The sequence below is a fragment of the Micromonospora sp. CNZ322 genome (assembly GCF_007827755.1).
This window is the reverse complement of record NZ_VITD01000001.1, coordinates 505,640-522,194: the sequence shown is the minus strand read 5'-3', so window position 1 is coordinate 522,194 and position 16,555 is coordinate 505,640. Positions and strand designations below refer to the sequence as shown.

Sequence of the window (16,555 nt, the reverse complement as noted above, 5' to 3'; positions counted from 1 at the left end):
CGGCCGACGATTCCGATGAGCGTGCTGCCGAGCCCCATCCCGCACCCCCTGGACTACGCGCCGTGGGACGTGCCCGGCTGGATCTACGAGGCCCTCGACTGGGTGGTCGGCGTGCAGTGGCCGGAGGGCAACGAGCGGGCCGTCTGGGACGTCGCCGACCAGTGGTACGCGGTCGCCTCCGTGCTCGCCGGGCCGCACGCCGACGCCGCCGCGGCCGCCGTCGAGGTGCACAACGGGTACGGCGGCGTCGGGGCTGTCGACGCGGCGTTCGAGGCGGCCTGGCGGGGGATCGCCGAGGGCGCCGACGCCCCGCTGCCCGTGCTGCTCGCGGTCACGGCCGACCTGGGCCGACTGGTCGAGGAGTGCGGTTGCGACATCGAGGGCGCCAAGCTGGAAGTCTGGATCGAGCTGGGCATCCTGGTCATCGAGCTGCTCACCGTGGCGGTGGCGGCGGTGTTGACCGCCGGTGCGGCAACTCCGGCCGCCGGGGCGGCGATCACCGCGACGCGGCTGCTGGTTCAACAGATCTTCAAGCGGCTGATGGGCCAACTGGCCAGCAAGTCCCTCAAGCACGGGCTCAAGGAGGCCGGCGAGCGGGCCGCCAAGGAGGTCGCCCGAGGTGGTGCGCGCGGGCTCGCCAAGCGGGCCGCCCGGGGAGGGCTGGAGGAGGCCACCGAGGAGGCCGGGGTCACCCTGGCCACCCAGGCGTACCAGAACTCCACCGGGCGGGCACACGGCCTGGACCTGACCGATCTCGGTGCTTCGGCGGTCGGCGGGCTGGCCGGCGGGGCGGTGGCGCCGCTGGCCGGCCTGGGCCGGCACGCGTCCGGGCGAGCGGCGAAGGTCGGGGAGCACCTGGGGCGGGAGATGACCGGCGAGGTGCTCGCCGACAGCGCGGCGAGCTTGGCCACCGGTCAGGGCCTGACCTCGATGGAGGACGTGGCGCGCGCCGCCGCGTCCGGGGCCACCGGTTCGGCGACCGGGCAGACCGACCACGCGCTACGCGCCCGGCTCGACGCGCAGGCCAACGCCCTCGCCGGAGCATCGTTCACGGGTCCCTCCCTCCCGGCTGTGCTGCCTGTCACGGGAGATGCGGCCTCTGCGGGGGCGTCTCCTTCCCTCGGGGACTCGTCTGCTGCGGCCTCGGCCGCTGCTTCCGCGGGGGCTGTCGGTGGTGTGGCTTCGGGTGGTCTGGTTACGGCTGCCGGCATTCCGGTGCAGACGACGGAGGCCGTTGCCACCACGGCGCCGAACCAGTCGGCTGCGCCGACGCCACCGGTTGTCGACCAGTCACGGGGAGCCGGGCTGGGGTCTCCGGCCACGCCCGACGTGCACACGGCGTCGCCGATGCCGGTCGCTGCGGTGTCCGACGTGGACGTGGTGGACCGCTCGGTAGGCGCTTCCGAGGCGACACCGTCGACGGGTGGGTCGTTCGGCGACAGAGCGGGCGTCCCGCACCCGGTCACGGCCGACCCCGTGCTCTCGGCGACGACCACCGACCCGGCCATGTCGGCGACGACCACCGACCCGGCCACCTCGGCGGTGGCTGATCCGAGTCGGTCAGCGGTGGGTGCTGATCCGAGGCTTTCGTCGGCGTCCGCGCCGGTGGCCGGCCCTCTCGAATCGAGCAGCGGGCCGGCTGCCACCGGTGTGCCGCCGGCCCACCCCGGCAGCTCGCCGCACGCCACCACCGCCGGACCGACCGCCTGGTCTCCGACGACCGGACCCTCCGCACCGACGATCAGCCCCGGCCCGGCGGCACCGGTCACCTTCGGCGTCCCGACCACCACCAACGGCCCGCTGCCGGTCGCCTCCACCCCACCTGCGGTGGGTCGGTTCGCCGTGCCGTCGCGTGTCCCGACCCGGGAGACGCCCGCACCGGTGCGAGCGCCCGACCATCCCGCCCGGGGAAGGGCGTCGATCCCCGTCGACGTGGCCGCGTTCGGTGCCCCGTCGGTGCGCGAGCCCGAAACCAACGACGCGTACGCGGCGCAGTGGGCCGCAGCGGCGGAAGCCGCCGAGCGGCGGCGCTACCAGGACCACTACGAATCGCTGCGGATCGGGTTCGAGAACAACCGCCGGCAGGCCGAGGCCGCCCGACTGCGCACCCGTGCCGTGGAGCACGATCGCCGAGCCGTCGAGTACGCCACCTACGCCCGACAACTGCACCAGGCCGGCAACCGGCAGTGGGCCGACGGCTGGCAGCGCGTCGCGAACGAGGAAGCTCGCGCGTACGCCGAATGGCGTGACCTGGCAGACGCGGTGCTGGTCGGCGCCACGGCCCCGCCGGTCGTGGACATCAGCGCCACATTCGAGCACGCCAACCGGGACGTGGGTGCCCTCGCGCTCGGCGCGGTGGAGACTGCCGGCCCGTCCAGGCTCACCGGCGACGACGATCCGCCGCCGATCGACGACTCCCGGCCGTACGGGCAGCCCGGGGGACTCCGGCCACCGCTCGCCCTGCACCAGGTCGACGTCGAACGACAGATGCCCCGCGATCCAGACGGCACAGTCACCCGCACCGCAGACCCGCGCCACGGCGGCTGGTTCGGGCTGCTCAACGACGGCGGTCCCGCGGCCGACGCGACCCGGGGCATCAACTGCCTGGACTGCACGCTGTCCCTGTTCGAGACGTGGGTGCACGGGCGCCCCCGCGTGTCGGCGCCCCGAACCTTCGACGGCTACCTCGACGGTGACATCCGCCGTCCCATCCGCGGCGAGGCAGGCGGCCCAGGTCGGGTGGAGGACGTGACCGGCGGGCGCTTCCAGCAACTCCTCGCCCCGGGGTCCGGTCAACGTACGGACTCCGCGCAGGCGCGGCAGGCCGCCGACCGGGGCTACCGCAACCTGCACGACCAACTGCTGCTGGGCGGCCACGGCAGCTACTCGTTCCTGGTCACCGAGTGGGCGCACGGTGGTTCGCACGCCTGGGTGGCGCTCAACCAGAACGGCACGGTGCTCTACGTGGACCCGCAGAACGGCGTGGTCCGGGACCGGCCGCTCTACCCCAACGTGGTCGGCATCGACGCGCTGGTGCTGAGCGGAGACGGCCGACCGATGCCGCTCGGCGGACTACCCCGGGGCCGGTTCAGCGAACGGCCCGACCTGCCGGATCACCCGCCGACGCATGACGACGGCGGCCACGGCGACCCGTACATCAACCGGATGTACCTGCTCCTCGACGGCCCGGGCTCGGCCCCCGATGCCGACGCCAACGTTCCAGCGAGCGCCGATCCCGACCAGCCCACACCGGGTGGCGGTCCTTCCCGTGCCGTTCTGTTGGCCAGCAGCGTGGACGACGTCTTCGCCGCAGGGGTGACTCCCGTTGAGTTCGCGACGGCGGCCGACCCGCCCACCCTTCGTCGGCTGGTGCCGGACCTGGACGAAGCGTCGGCACGTGACCTCGTGCGACTGTTCGCCGACGACCGGGTCCGGGACATGCTCGACAGCGCCCGGCGAGAGCCGCCCCCTAACGAGCCGGACCTGGCCGAGCGGCTGGTGCGGCAGTTGGTGCAGCATCCGGACGTGGCCCGCATGATCCAGTCCACTCCTGAACTCGCGAAGTCGCTGACGGCCCGTCCGCTGACCCTGTATCACCTGGCCAGCCATCAACAGGCCATCGACGTCCTCGCCGAGGTGCTGGAGGACGTCGCCCAACAGCAGGCAGCGGGGCCCGGCGTGTTGGGACAGACAATCGGGACCGGTAACGATGTGGATCAACCGCAACCAACGCCACTCACGGACGACCAGCGGCGGATGAGCGCGAGTATTCGGCTTCCGGATGATCCACCTGCCCAACCGGGATTCGAGAAGCGCCGTCAGTCTGACCCCTCCTATCGGCAGCATTACCTCGACGATCTCTACGCAGCAGCAGTTGTTGCCCAGGCGGAGCTGAATCAGTTGGCGACGTCCCTGGCCCTTGTCGGTGATCGTCGGGTCGGTGAGCCTGGCTGGCGTGAGCAGCCCAAGGATCGCCGTCGAGCCGAGGACAAGGTGACCAAACACCAGGGCGATGCGTCCAAGCTGCTCGACCTGGCCGCCGCGAAGGTCGAATTCCGCAACCTCGACGACCTCTACGCGGCACTCGGGCGGATACGCGACCACCCTGACGTCGTCATCGTGGGTCGTGACGATCGCTTCATCTCGCCCAGGGACAGCGGCTACCGAGACGTGCAACTCGTGCTGCAGATGAGGAATGGTCATCTTGCAGAGTTCCGGCTGCACCTGGCCGCCTTGGATGCGGTCGCGGTTTGGGAGCATGTGCTCTATGAGGTGCGCCGCGACGTGGAGGCCCTTGCCGAGGCGGATGGTCGAGCCTTGACGGCGAGCGAACGAACGATCACGGCGGGCATCCGCCGCCGCGAGCAGCAGCTCTTCTGGCAGGCTTTGCAGTCAACTTTCGAGGGGAATGCCTGATGGCCGAGGGTCTATTGCTTCCCTCCTATTACCTCTATTACCAGTCCCCGGTCAAGATCGTGGAAACCCTGGATGGAGGTGCCAAGGTCTGGCGTGTGTCCATCGATACAGGCGGCTGGCACGAGAAGAACGACATTTTCACGGAGATCACCCTCGGTGTTGGGGGCGATATCTTCCGACGCTCTCCTGAGGACTTCGTGCAGGAGGTGGAGCGCTTCCGGGCTCACTATCTCGAGGGCGAAGGTCCGATCTTCGCTCTCTACGAGACGGTGCAGGCGGTCAGGGACGTGGCGAAGGCCGAAGATCGTCACCTGACGCCCAAGGAGCAGGCGCTCATTCGTGGGATTCGGCAGCGGACGTTCGTCATGTTCGAGGAGCAGCTTCGCGCGGCCGGTGATCCTGGCGCGGACCCGGACATAGCGAGAGTGCAGTAGGCATGCTCCGCGGATGGACAGACGGAGGGACGGGTCGGTGGCGGGGCCGAATAAGATCGACGCATGGCGAAATCCGGTACGCAGAGCGTCAGGTCCACCGTCTGGGCCTGGCCGGTCGGCATCCTGATCGGTCTGGCGGTCGGCATTCCCGTGTTCGGTGCGAAGGGTGGCGTGGCCTTCGGTGTCGCCCTCGGCATTGCCTTCGCGCTCGGGCTGGGTGCGATCAGGGGCCGGGCCGACGGTGACCCCGCTCGGGGTGGCCCGGACGGTAGGGCCGCCGGGGACGGTGCCGACGCCCCGGGCCGAGGGTGATCGACTCGGGTTCATTGAAGTCGGGGCATCCAGGGCCGTGGGATAGCCCGACTTCCGTGAAGCCGAGTGGATCATCGCCAGCGCCGGACGCGGCGGGCGCGGGGACGACCGGGCCGGGCAGTGTTGCCGAGGCGGTGGCCGTACAGGAGGAGTTGCGGCCGCTGGTGGACCTGGTCGGGCCGGGGCCGAGCGCGCCCGCGACGGTGGCCGGCCTGGACGTCGCGTACGCCGAGGGTGGTGACCTGCTGGCGGCGGCCGTGACGGTCCTGGACGCCCGGACCCTGGCGGTGGTGGACTCCGCTGTCGGTGTGGGGCGACCCGCGTTCGACTATGTGCCGGGGTTGTTCGCCTTCCGTGAGTTGCCCGCGTTGCTCGCTGCGCTCGACCGGCTGACCACCATCCCGGACCTGTTGGTCTGCGACGGGCACGGGCTGGCCCATCCGCGCCGATTCGGGCTCGCCTGCCACCTGGGGGTGGTCACCGGGTTGCCCGCGATCGGGGTGGCGAAGACGCCACTGGTCGGGGTGTGGGATCCGCCGTCCGCCGAGCGGGGTTCCTGGTCGTCGTTGCGCGACGGTGATGAGGTCGTCGGTCGGGTGCTGCGGACCCGCGACGGGGTGAAGCCGGTCTTCGTCAGCGTCGGCCATCGGGTGAGCTTGGAGAACGCGACCGCGCAGGTGCTCGCGTTGACTCCGCGCTACCGGCTGCCGGAGACCACCCGCACCGCCGACCGGCTGTGCCGTGACGCCCTCGCGGAGGCGGAGCAGGCCCGCTGATTGGCTGGTCAACCCGCCATCAGGAGGTCGGCGGGAGGAGCCGTAAACCGTAACGCCGCACACATGCGGGGCGCTCTATGACCGGTGGTACAGGTGGGCCGGTAGTAGCCTGACCCGCGGACCCCACCCGGGGAGAACGGCGAGGTAATCATGACAGTGCGTCGACGCGTGGCACGGCTCGCGGCGGTCTGCGGTCTTGCGGGCGGCCTGGTGATGCTCGGTGCGTCACCGGCGCTGGCCGATCAGGACTCGGTCCGGGTGGGCGCGGCCAGTAGCTTCGCCGCCGGTGGTTCCGCGCAGGGGGTGAACGTCGCTGTGCGCAAGCGCACCGACGGGTGCGTCCTGCTGCGTACCGCGCTGGGCTTCAGCCTGGAGGGTCTCCAGCCGAACCAGGTGACGGTCGAGGTCAACGCGGGCGGGCGCTGGTTCCCGGTGGCCGTCACCGGCGGTGCCGGCACCGTGTCGACCGCGCAGACGTCACCCTTGAAGCCGACGCTGTGCAAGGGCAAGGGCATCACGGTGCGGTACCGGGTGGCGTTCGCGGCGGGTTCCCCGGGCGGCCGTCTCGTGGTCACCGGCGCGGGCATCAGCGCCGCCGGCCAGACGCTGGGTCACGCCACCGACGCGGCGCGGCTGACCGGAGGGCGGGTCACTCCGTCGCCGACTCCGTCGCGGTCGAAGAAGCCGACGCCGACTCCGAGCCCGACCGAGGTCGCGACCGTCGATGAGGCGGTGAACCCGGCGGCGCAGGGTGGGGTTTCCGCGGCGCCGAACACCACAGCGACGGCCGCCGAGTCGTCCGGAGGATCACCGGTGATGTACTTCGGCATTGTGCTGGTGGCGGTCGGACTGCTGCTCATCGTGCTGCTGTTCCGTCGCTCGCGGCAGGACCGGAAGCCGTCCGACGACGCTCCCGGCACCCTGCCGGGCAACCCCGGCGGCACCACCTACCGCGCGGGGGGTGGGTTGCCGGCCGCGCCCGGTCGCCCCGGTCAGGTGTACGGCCAGCAGCCGCCGGCCGCCGCCTGGGGTGGTGCGGTGCCGTCACCGCGTCCCGCCACCGGCGGGGTTTACGGTGCCCGGCCGGACACCCCGGCGCCGGAGGCCACCCAGCCGATGCCGGGCCGGCCCGACGGTCGCCCGAAGCCCGGTGACCCGCCCACCGACGGCGGCGGCCACACCGTGTTCATTCCCCGCCTCCCCGGCTGAGCGGAGTACGGCCCGGCCCTCCGTTAGGCTCAGGATCGGTGTCTAACCCGCGGCCAAGGAGTGGAACACGTGTCTGATCTGTCCCAGATTGTGAAGGCGTACGACGTCCGCGGGACGGTGCCGGACCAGTGGGACGAACGGGTCGCCGAGGCACTGGGCGCCGCCTTCACCCAACTGCTCAACTCCACCGACGAGCCGGGCGACGCCGTCGTCGTCGGGTACGACATGCGGGCCACCTCGCCCGGCCTGGCCGCCGCGTTCGCCGCCGGCGTACGCGCCGAGGGCCGCTCGGTGATCGAGATCGGCCTCGCCTCCACCGACCTGCTCTACTACGCGTCCGGCTCGCTCGACCTGCCCGGTGCGATGTTCACCGCCAGCCACAACCCCGCGCAGTACAACGGCATCAAGATGTGCCGCTCCGGTGCCCGCCCGATCGGGCAGGAGAGCGGCCTGGCCGAGATCCGGGAGCGGGCCCAGGCCCTCCTGGACTCGGGCGACGCTCGTCCCGCCGGTGCGCCGACCCGGCCCGCCGAGCGGCGCGACCTGCTCCCCGACTACGCCGGCTACCTGCGCAAGCTGGTCGACCTCTCGGGCATCCGGCCGTTGAAGGTGGTTGTCGACGCCGGCAACGGCATGGGTGGCTTCACCGTTCCGACAGTGCTGGGCGACGCGGCCCTGTCGCCGCTGCCGCTGGAGATCGTGCCCCTCTACTTCGAGTTGGACGGCAGCTTCCCCAACCACGAGGCCAACCCGCTTGACCCGGCGAACCTGGTCGACCTCCAGCGCGCGGTGGTCGAGCACGGGGCCGACATCGGGTTGGCCTTCGACGGTGACGCCGACCGGTGCTTCGTGGTGGACGAGCGCGGCGAGCCGGTCTCACCGTCGGCGATCACCGCACTCGTCGCCGCCCGTGAGCTGGCCAAGCACCCGGGTTCCACGGTGATCCACGGCCTGATCACCTCCAGCGCCGTCGCGGAGATCATCCGGGAGCACGGTGGGCAGCCGGTCGTCGCCCGGGTCGGGCACTCCTTCATCAAGGCGGAGATGGCCCGCACCAACGCCGTCTTCGGCGGCGAGCACTCCGCGCACTACTACTTCCGGGACTTCTGGTTCGCCGACACCGGGATGCTCGCGGCGATGCACACGTTGGCCGCGCTGGGCGAGCAGTCGCTGCCGCTGTCCGTGTTGGCTGGTGAGTACGAGCGCTACATCGCCTCCGGCGAGATCAACTCAACGGTGACCGACCAGGCGGCAGCGGTGGCCGAGGTGCGCGCCGCGTACCCCGACGCGGTGGCCGACGAGATGGACGGGCTCACCCTGCGTTTCCCCGACGGCGCCTGGTTCAACCTGCGCGCCTCCAACACCGAGCCGCTGCTGCGACTCAACGTCGAGGCGCCCACCCGGGATCGGATGGTCTCGCTCCGGGACGACGTGCTCGACCGCGTTCGCCGATAAGATCGCCTGCGCCGGTCGGCACCGCCGTCGGTCAAGCCGTACACGTGGAAGGAGCCGCGCCATGGCCCTGGATCCGCAGTTGCTCGAGATCCTTGCCTGTCCGGACACGCACCACGCCCCGCTCACCTATGACGCCGAGGCGCAGACGTTGACCTGTACGGAGTGCGGCCGGATCTTCGAGGTCCGAGACGACGTGCCGGTGCTGCTGCTCGACGAGGCGCGCGGCGGCCCCGGGCAGTCCTCATGATCGACGGTACGGCCGGGGTCAGCGGGCGCCGTGACGCCGACGAGGCCCTGCTCGACAACCCGCAGGCGTTGGCCGAGGCCGACCCGGGCGGCATGCTCCGGCACACGGCGTCGGCCGGTGCGCAGGTTCGCGAGAGCGCCGCGCTGGCAGCCGAGGCGAACCTCGCGGTGCTCGCCGACGACGGGCGGCCCCGAGCCGTCGTGATCGCCGGCATCGGCACCGCCGGGCGTACCGGGGACGTGCTGGCCACTGTCGCCGGGCCACGCTGCCCCGTCCCGATCATCGGGCACCGCTCCGCCGGCGTACCCGGTTGGGTGGGCGCGGCCGACGTGGTGATCGCGGTGAGCGCGTCCGGACGTAGCCCGGAGGCGCTCGGCGCCGCCGAGGCGGCCCACCGCCGTGGTGCCCGACTCGTCGCCGTGGGTGCCCCGGACTCGCAGTTGCAGTCGATCGCCGAGCAGGCCCGGGCGCCGTTCATCCCGGTTCCCCGGCGTGCCCCGGCCCGGGCCAGCCTCTGGGCGCTCACCGTGCCGGTCCTGCTCGCCGCCCGTTCCCTCGGGCTCGTGAAGGTCAACGAGGCGGACCTGGCGGAGACCGCGGCCCGGCTCGACGCGGACGCCGACCGCTGCCGGTCCGCCGCCGAGTCCTTCGTCAACCCGGCGAAGTCACTGGCGTTGGCCCTGGCTGGCTCGATCCCGATCGTCTGGGGTTCGTCTCCGCTCGCGACGGTGGCGGCCCGCCGGTTCGGCGACACCCTGTCGGCCAACGCCCGCTACCCGGTGGTCACCGGAGCGTTGGGTGAGGCCGGGCGGGGCCGGGTCGGGCTGCTCGACGGCGTCTTCGGCGGCCTGGCCGAGGGGGAGCGGGACATCTTCGCCGACCCGGCCGAGGACGACGGCGAGGGCACCCGGCTGCGGCTGGTGCTGCTGCGCGACGGCGGGCTCAACGCCGAGGACGACACCGACGAGCCGCTCGCCGTCGAGGAGCGCCGTGCTGACGCGGTGCAGACCCTCGCGGAGCGCCGTGGCGTGCGGTGCGACGTGGTGACCGCTGAGGGCGGCTCCGCCCTGGAGCGGCTGGCGTCGCTGATCGCCGTTCCGGATTTCGCCTCGATCTACCTTGCTCTGGCACACGGGCTGGACCCGATGGCCGTTCCGGCCATCACCGAGATGAAGGAGCTGTCGAACCAGTGAACGAACGTAGGGGGCGGCGCGTCATGCGCGGACCGGGCGGCTTCGTGCGGCGAAGCGGAGCGGTGGCATGAGCGCCAACGGTGGGACGAAGGCGATTGTCGCCGCCCTGCTGGCCAACATCGGCATCGCCGTCACCAAGTTCATCGCGTTCCTGCTCTCCGGCTCGTCGTCGATGCTGGCCGAGGCGGTCCACTCGGTCGCCGACTCCGGTAACCAGGGCCTGCTGCTGCTCGGTGGCAAGCGGGCGAAGCGCGCGGCCACCCCGGAACACCCGTTCGGGTACGGCCGGGAGCGCTACATCTACGCGTTCATCGTGTCCATCGTGCTGTTCAGCATCGGTGGTCTGTTCGCGCTCTACGAGGCGTACCACAAGTGGCATCACAAGGGCGGCATCGAGTCCTGGCACTGGCTGCCGGTGGTCGTGCTGGTGTCGGCGATCATCATGGAGTCGTTCTCCTTCCGGACCGCCATCAAGGAGTCCAACCACGTCCGGGGCAACCAGTCCTGGGTGCGTTTCATCCGCCGGGCCAAGGCGCCGGAGCTGCCGGTGGTCCTCCTGGAGGACTTCGGCGCGCTGGTCGGTCTGGTGTTCGCCCTGTTCGGCGTCACCATGACGCTGATCACCGGCAACGGCGAGTGGGACGCCGCCGGCACCGCGATGATCGGCATCCTGCTGGTCGTCATCGCCGTCGTGCTGGCCATCGAGACGAAGAGCCTGCTGCTCGGTGAGGGCGCCGAGGCGTCCGAGCTGGCTGCCATCGAGCGGGCCGTCACCGACGGCCCCGAGGTGGAGCGGATCATCCACATGAAGACGCTCTACCTGGGCCCGGAAGAGCTGATGGTGGCCGCCAAGATCGCCGTTCCGGAGTGGGAGAGTGCCCACGACCTGGCCCGTGGCATCAACGCCGTCGAGGCGCGGATCCGCGCCGCGGTGCCGATCGCCCGGGTGATCTATCTGGAGCCGGACGTCTACAGCGCCGCTGCCGCCGAGGCCGGCACCGGTGCCGCGGCCGACACCGCCGTGCCGCAGCCGCAGGACACGTCGGGCGAGCCGGCCGGGCGGCCCGGGGGCTGACGGGTGGAGCCACTGTACGGGCCGATCCGGGACTACGCCTGGGGCTCGCGCTCGGCCATCGCCCTTCTCCAGGGGCGATCGGTGCCGAGCGCGGGTCCGGAGGCGGAGCTGTGGTTGGGGGCCCACCCGGGCGCCCCGGCCCACGTGGATCGCGCCGGTCTGCGGGTGAGCCTCTGCGACCTGGTACGGGACGAACCAGGGCAGTGGCTCGGCCAGCGGGTGTCCGAGCGGTTCGGCAGTCGACTGCCGTTCCTGCTCAAGGTGCTCGCGGCCGACGCTCCGCTGAGCCTGCAGGCCCACCCGGACGCCGAGCAGGCGCAGGCCGGCTACGCGGCGGAGGCGGGGCGCCCCGAGGGGCAGCGCAACTACTCCGACCCGCACCACAAGCCGGAATTGCTGGTCGCGCTCACCCCGTTCGAGGCGCTGTGCGGTTTCCGGGATCCGGCGGAGTCGGCCGAGGCGCTCGCCGCGTTCGGCGTACCGGCGTTGGCGCCGGTGGTCGCCGCGTTGCGGGCCGGGCCGGCAGGGTTGCGGACGGCGGTGCGGACGCTGCTCGGCTGGCCGGTCGCGAGGCGTCACGACCTGCTGGCCGCGGTGGTGGCAGCGCCGGCCGACGGCCCGGACGCGGAGCTGACCCGCCGGCTGGCCAAGGCGTACCCGGGGGATCCGGGTGCGCTGGTCGCGCTGCTGTTGCACCACCTGCGGCTGGAGGCGGGGGAGGCGATCTGGATGCCCGCCGGCAACCTGCACGCCTACCTGAGCGGCTGCGGCGTGGAGATCATGGCGGCCAGCGACAACGTGCTACGCGGCGGCCTGACCCCGAAGCGGGTGGACGTCGACGAGTTGTTGCGGGTGCTGCGCTTCGAGGTGCTCCACGATCCGGTGCGGGCCGCGCAGCCGGTCGGCCCGGGCGTGGACTGGTGGCCCGTGCCGGTGGACGATTTCGCGCTGCACCGGGTGCGGGTCGACGCGGCGGTGCCCTCGGTGACGCTGCCGCTGCCCGGCCCCCGGGTGGTGCTCTGCGCTGGCGGTTCGATCACCGTGGACGACGGTGCCGGCGCGTTGACGCTGGTCTCGGGCGAGGCGGCGATCGGTACGGCGTTGGGAGCGCCGCTGCGGATCGACGGCGCCGGTGTGGCGTACGTGGCGACGTCCGGGCTGCGCTGACCTCGACTCGGGCCAACGACACAAGTCCGACTTTCCCGGAATAGCTTGACGTCACCTTGCCCGAGTGTGACTCTATGAGTACGCAGCGTTATCGCGACGACGGTCCGAGAACGTGCGGGGGAACCAAACCGGGGGGATGCACGGGGCGGGCGGGACGTGGGCGGGAAGGTCCGTCCATCACCGACCGCCCCGTGCGCTGTCCGCCGACCGTGCCTGATGCCCGTCGCCGACGCGCGTAAGGTGGAGGGTCGGCGCAGACATCGTTCGACAGGAGCTTTCATGACCAGCACCCTCCCGGCGTCCGCCAGCGGCACGCCGTCCGAGGCCCGGCCGAGCACGCTCGCCGACGGCGACTTCAAGGTGGCGGATCTGTCGCTCGCCGAGTTCGGGCGTAAAGAGATCCAGCTCGCCGAGCACGAGATGCCCGGCCTGATGGCGATCCGGCGTGAGTTCGCCGAGGCGCAGCCGCTCGCCGGCGCGCGGATCACCGGCTCCCTGCACATGACCATCCAGACCGCCGTCCTGATCGAGACGTTGGTCGCGCTCGGCGCGCAGGTCCGCTGGGCGTCCTGCAACATCTTCTCCACGCAGGACCACGCCGCCGCGGCGATCGTCGTCGGCCCGGACGGCACCCCCGAGGCTCCGGCCGGGGTTCCGGTGTACGCCTGGAAGGGCGAGACCCTGCCGGAGTACTGGTGGTGCACCGAGCAGGTGCTCGCCTGGCCCGACGGCCAGGGCCCCAACATGATCCTCGACGACGGCGGCGACGCCACCCTGCTCGTACACAAGGGTGCCGAGTTCGAACGGGCCGGGGCGGTCCCGCCGGTCGAGTCCGCCGACTCCGAGGAGTACGCGGTCATCCTCGAGTTGCTGCACCGCTCGCTCGGCGAGGACGGCCAGCGTTGGACCCGGATCTCCGCCGGCATCAAGGGCGTGACCGAGGAGACCACCACCGGCGTGCACCGGCTCTACGAGATGCACCGGGCTGGCACGCTGCTCTTCCCGGCCATCAACGTCAACGACTCGGTGACCAAGAGCAAGTTCGACAACAAGTACGGCTGCCGGCACTCGCTCATCGACGGCATCAACCGCGCCACCGACGTGCTGATCGGCGGCAAGATGGCGGTCGTCATGGGCTACGGCGACGTGGGCAAGGGCTGCGCCGAGTCGCTGCGCGGTCAGGGCGCCCGGGTCGTGGTGACCGAGGTGGACCCGATCTGCGCGTTGCAGGCCGCGATGGACGGCTACCAGGTCGCCACCCTGGACGACGTTGTCGAGCAGGCCGACATCTTCATCACCGCCACCGGCTGCTTCGACGTCATCACCAACGAGCACATGGCCCGGATGAAGCACCAGGCCATCGTCGGCAACATCGGCCACTTCGACAACGAGATCGACATGGCCGGGCTGGCCAAGCGGTCCGACGTCGAGCGGATCAACATCAAGCCGCAGGTCGACCTGTGGCGCTTCGCCGACGGGCACGCCATCATCGTGCTCTCCGAGGGCCGCCTGCTGAACCTGGGCAACGCGACCGGGCACCCGAGCTTCGTCATGTCGAACTCGTTCGCCAACCAGACGATCGCCCAGATCGAGCTCTTCACCAAGACCGAGGAGTACCCGATCGGCGTCTACGTGCTGCCCAAGCACCTGGACGAGAAGGTGGCCCGGCTGCACCTCGGCGCGCTCGGCGCCAAGCTGAGCACGCTGACCAAGGAGCAGGCCGCCTACCTCGGCGTCTCCACCGAGGGTCCGTTCAAGCCGGACCACTACCGCTACTGATCGACATCTCCGGACCGGGTCGGCTGTTCGCAGCCGGCCCGGTTCGTCGTCTCCGCCGCCGGCTCGGCGGGCTCAGCGTCTCCGGCTCAGCCCGAACGGGGGCCGCGTCGGGTGGGTCGGAACCACGTCCAGACGCACCAGATCAGCCAGCCGACCGACACGACGGTGGCCAGCGCCCGCAGGCGTAGCGCGCTGAGCAGCAGCACCACGGCCAGCACCATCAACCACGGCAGGAATCCCCTCACGGCGGGGATCCTTCCACAGCCGACCGCCGACAGGCCGGCTGCCGGCGGCCGTCGGTCTTCGTCACCGGCCCAGTGAGCTTGTCGTGAACGACTTGACGAGCACCCTGAGCAGGGAGGAAGGTATGCCTGCCCTAAGTCAGCCAAGGCGTGCCTAACCTACTCGGAGCCCGGATGTTCGCCACCTACCTGATCGGCCTGAGGGAAGGGCTGGAAGCGACCCTGGTGGTCAGCATCCTGGTCGCCTTCCTGGTGAAGTCGCAGCGCCGGGACCGGCTGCCGCAGGTCTGGGCCGGCGTCGGCCTGGCCGTGGCGCTCTCGGTGCTCTTCGGCTGGCTGATCGAGTACACGTCGACCTCGCTGCTGTCCCGTTCCGAGGATCGTGAGTTGTTCGAGGCGATCACCTCTGTCGCCGCCGTGGTCTTCGTGACCTGGATGATCTTCTGGATGCGCCGGGCCGCCCGGACCATCGCCGGTGAACTGCGGGGCAAGCTCACCGAGGCGCTGGCCGTCGGGTCCCTCGCCGTCGCCGGTATGGCCTTCCTCGCGGTGATCCGCGAGGGCCTGGAGACCGCGCTGATCTTCTACTCGGCCGCCCAGGGCGCGGCCGGCGACAGCGGCCCGCTGCTCGCGTTGATCGGCGGCATCGTCACCGCAGTGGCCCTCGGCGTGCTGCTCTACGCCAGCGCCCTGCGGATCAACCTCGGCAAGTTCTTCACCTGGACCGGCGCGCTGCTGATCCTGGTCGCCGCCGGCATCCTCAAGTACGGCGTGCACGACTTCCAGGAGGCCGGCGTCCTGCCCGGCCTGAACGACCTGGCCTTCGACATCACCGGCGCGCTCGACCCGAGCACCTGGTACGCGGCCCTGCTCGCCGGCATGTTCAACGTGACTCCCGCGCCCACCGTGCTGGAGACGATCGCCTGGGTCGCGTACGCCGTACCGGTGCTCCTGCTCTTCCTGCGACCGGCCCGGCGCAAGCCGGCACCCACAGCGACCACCACCACCGTCACCGAGCGCGGGGCCGACACCGGCGCCGAGGCCGAGGCGGCGTCCACGCCGCAGCGTGCCTGACCCACGAGGAGAGACAGCCCAGATGCGTACCACCCAGTTCTTCGCGCTGGCCGCCGCCGGCGTGCTGGCGACGGCCGGTCTGGCCGCCTGCTCCGACTCCGACAAGGGTGACTCGGCCGCGTCCGGCGGACCGATCGTGGTCACGGCCAGCGACACCGCCTGTGAGGTCGGCTCGACCGACCTGGGCGCCGGCACCGCCACCTTCAAGATCACCAATTCGGGTGCGAAGGTGACCGAGTTCTACGTGTACGCCGACGGCGACCGCGTGATGGGCGAGGTGGAGAACATCGCCCCCGGGTTGAGCCGCGAGCTGCACGTGGAGTTGCCGGCCGGCACGTACCAGACGGCCTGCAAGCCAGGGATGAGTGGCAAGGGCATCCGGGGTGCGCTCAAGGTCAGCGGGTCCGCCCAGCCGCTCACCGCGGACGCCGCGCTGGCTGACGCCACCGACAACTACCAGCGCTACGTCAAGAGCCAGACCGCCGCGCTGCTGGACAAGACCGAGGAGTTCGTCGGCGCGGTCAAGGCCGGCGACGTGGCGAAGTCCAAGGCGCTCTACCCGGTCGCCCGCACCTACTGGGAGCGGATCGAGCCGGTTGCCGAGATCTTCGGTGACCTCGACCCCAAGATCGACGGCCGCGAGGAGGTCATCGAGGAGGGGATGGAGTTCACCGGCTTCCACCGGATCGAGAAGGACCTCTGGCAGTCCGGTGACATCAGCAAGGACGGCCCGATCGCCGACCGGCTGCTCGTCGACGTCAAGGAGATCGTGGCCAAGGCGAACGCCGAGAAGCTCTCCCCGCTCCAGCTCGCCAACGGTGCCAAGGAGCTGCTCGACGAGGTGGCCAGCGGCAAGATCACCGGCGAGGAGGACCGCTACTCGCACACCGACCTGTGGGACTTCGCCGCCAACCTCGAAGGTTCCAAGGCCGCCGTGTCCGCCCTGCGGCCCGCGTTGCAGCAGCGCTCGCCGGAGCTGGTTACGCAGCTGGACACCGAGTTCACCAACGTCGAGGGACTGCTCGGCAAGCACCGCGACGGCGACGGGTGGAAGCTGCACACCGCGCTGAGCAAGGCCGAGCTCAAGGAGCTCTCCGACGGGATCAACGCGCTCGCCGAGCCGATCAGCAAGGTCGCCGCGGCCGTCGCGAAGTGACCACCTGGCAGAAAGAGTCG

The 16,555-nt window shown here is 71.2% G+C and carries 14 protein-coding genes; 13 read left to right on the top strand and 1 reads right to left on the bottom strand.

Annotated elements, in window-relative coordinates; translation table 11 throughout:
- Positions 1 to 15 precede the first annotated feature (15 nt).
- The 11 genes from FB453_RS02460 to ahcY all read left to right on the top strand — a co-directional run bounded on the left by FB453_RS02460 (position 16) and on the right by ahcY (position 14,063).
- Complete coding sequence (locus FB453_RS02460) at positions 16 to 4,416, top strand: toxin glutamine deamidase domain-containing protein (protein ID WP_145787184.1); 4,401 nt, start codon at positions 16 to 18, stop codon at positions 4,414 to 4,416.
- Positions 4,416 to 4,850, top strand: a complete 435-nt coding sequence (locus FB453_RS02455) for a pseudouridine synthase family protein (RefSeq protein ID WP_145787182.1) — start codon at positions 4,416 to 4,418, stop codon at positions 4,848 to 4,850. Before FB453_RS02460 ends, FB453_RS02455 begins: the two co-directional genes overlap by 1 nt.
- Positions 4,851 to 4,913: 63 nt before the next feature.
- The gene (locus tag FB453_RS02450; protein ID WP_145787180.1) at positions 4,914 to 5,162 is read left to right on the top strand and encodes a hypothetical protein; all 249 of its coding nucleotides are present in this window, start codon (positions 4,914 to 4,916) and stop codon (positions 5,160 to 5,162) included.
- Between the two features lie 56 nt (positions 5,163 to 5,218).
- Complete coding sequence (nfi, locus tag FB453_RS02445) at positions 5,219 to 5,938, top strand: endonuclease V (RefSeq protein ID WP_486480134.1); 720 nt, start codon at positions 5,219 to 5,221, stop codon at positions 5,936 to 5,938.
- A gap of 150 nt (positions 5,939 to 6,088) precedes the next feature.
- The gene (locus FB453_RS02440) at positions 6,089 to 7,147 is read left to right on the top strand and encodes a hypothetical protein (protein ID WP_186718012.1); all 1,059 of its coding nucleotides are present in this window, start codon (positions 6,089 to 6,091) and stop codon (positions 7,145 to 7,147) included.
- A 69-nt stretch (positions 7,148 to 7,216) separates the two neighbouring features.
- Entirely contained in the window at positions 7,217 to 8,602 is a 1,386-nt protein-coding gene (locus tag FB453_RS02435) for a phosphomannomutase/phosphoglucomutase (RefSeq protein ID WP_112582400.1), read from the top strand.
- A 61-nt stretch (positions 8,603 to 8,663) separates the two neighbouring features.
- Entirely contained in the window at positions 8,664 to 8,849 is a 186-nt protein-coding gene (locus FB453_RS02430; RefSeq protein WP_091394023.1) for a Trm112 family protein, read from the top strand.
- Positions 8,846 to 10,042 (top strand): SIS domain-containing protein, encoded by a 1,197-nt coding sequence (locus tag FB453_RS02425; protein WP_145787176.1) that lies wholly within the window; start codon positions 8,846 to 8,848, stop codon positions 10,040 to 10,042. Before FB453_RS02430 ends, FB453_RS02425 begins: the two co-directional genes overlap by 4 nt.
- Positions 10,043 to 10,109: 67 nt before the next feature.
- Positions 10,110 to 11,117, top strand: a complete 1,008-nt coding sequence (locus tag FB453_RS02420) for a cation diffusion facilitator family transporter (RefSeq protein WP_091394017.1) — start codon at positions 10,110 to 10,112, stop codon at positions 11,115 to 11,117.
- 3 nt (positions 11,118 to 11,120) lie between these two features.
- Complete coding sequence (manA, locus tag FB453_RS02415) at positions 11,121 to 12,284, top strand: mannose-6-phosphate isomerase, class I (RefSeq protein WP_112736010.1); 1,164 nt, start codon at positions 11,121 to 11,123, stop codon at positions 12,282 to 12,284.
- Positions 12,285 to 12,563: 279 nt separating this feature from the next.
- Entirely contained in the window at positions 12,564 to 14,063 is a 1,500-nt protein-coding gene (ahcY, locus tag FB453_RS02410) for an adenosylhomocysteinase (protein ID WP_091394012.1), read from the top strand.
- 86 nt (positions 14,064 to 14,149) lie between these two features.
- Here the strand turns inward: ahcY and FB453_RS33990 are convergent, their stop codons facing one another.
- Entirely contained in the window at positions 14,150 to 14,308 is a 159-nt protein-coding gene (locus FB453_RS33990) for a hypothetical protein (RefSeq protein WP_186718010.1), read from the bottom strand.
- A 171-nt stretch (positions 14,309 to 14,479) separates the two neighbouring features.
- Between FB453_RS33990 and efeU the strand changes: the two genes are divergently transcribed.
- Together efeU and efeO are read left to right on the top strand one after the other, a co-directional pair.
- A complete protein-coding gene (gene efeU / locus FB453_RS02405; protein WP_145787174.1) occupies positions 14,480 to 15,379 on the top strand; it encodes an iron uptake transporter permease EfeU in 900 nt (299 codons plus the stop codon).
- A 22-nt stretch (positions 15,380 to 15,401) separates the two neighbouring features.
- Positions 15,402 to 16,535: an iron uptake system protein EfeO gene (gene efeO / locus FB453_RS02400; protein WP_145787172.1), complete on the top strand. Its 1,134-nt coding sequence runs from the start codon at positions 15,402 to 15,404 to the stop codon at positions 16,533 to 16,535.
- Positions 16,536 to 16,555: the final 20 nt, after the last annotated feature.

Coding starts and splice junctions, on each gene's coding strand:
- FB453_RS02460 (WP_145787184.1), top strand. CDS start 16: ATGAGCGTGCTGCCGAGCCCCATCCCGCACCCCCTGGACTACGCGCCG.
- FB453_RS02420 (WP_091394017.1), top strand. CDS start 10,110: ATGAGCGCCAACGGTGGGACGAAGGCGATTGTCGCCGCCCTGCTGGCC.
- FB453_RS02440 (WP_186718012.1), top strand. CDS start 6,089: ATGACAGTGCGTCGACGCGTGGCACGGCTCGCGGCGGTCTGCGGTCTT.
- FB453_RS02455 (WP_145787182.1), top strand. CDS start 4,416: ATGGCCGAGGGTCTATTGCTTCCCTCCTATTACCTCTATTACCAGTCC.
- ahcY (WP_091394012.1), top strand. CDS start 12,564: ATGACCAGCACCCTCCCGGCGTCCGCCAGCGGCACGCCGTCCGAGGCC.
- efeO (WP_145787172.1), top strand. CDS start 15,402: ATGCGTACCACCCAGTTCTTCGCGCTGGCCGCCGCCGGCGTGCTGGCG.
- FB453_RS02450 (WP_145787180.1), top strand. CDS start 4,914: ATGGCGAAATCCGGTACGCAGAGCGTCAGGTCCACCGTCTGGGCCTGG.
- efeU (WP_145787174.1), top strand. CDS start 14,480: ATGTTCGCCACCTACCTGATCGGCCTGAGGGAAGGGCTGGAAGCGACC.
- FB453_RS02425 (WP_145787176.1), top strand. CDS start 8,846: ATGATCGACGGTACGGCCGGGGTCAGCGGGCGCCGTGACGCCGACGAG.
- FB453_RS02430 (WP_091394023.1), top strand. CDS start 8,664: ATGGCCCTGGATCCGCAGTTGCTCGAGATCCTTGCCTGTCCGGACACG.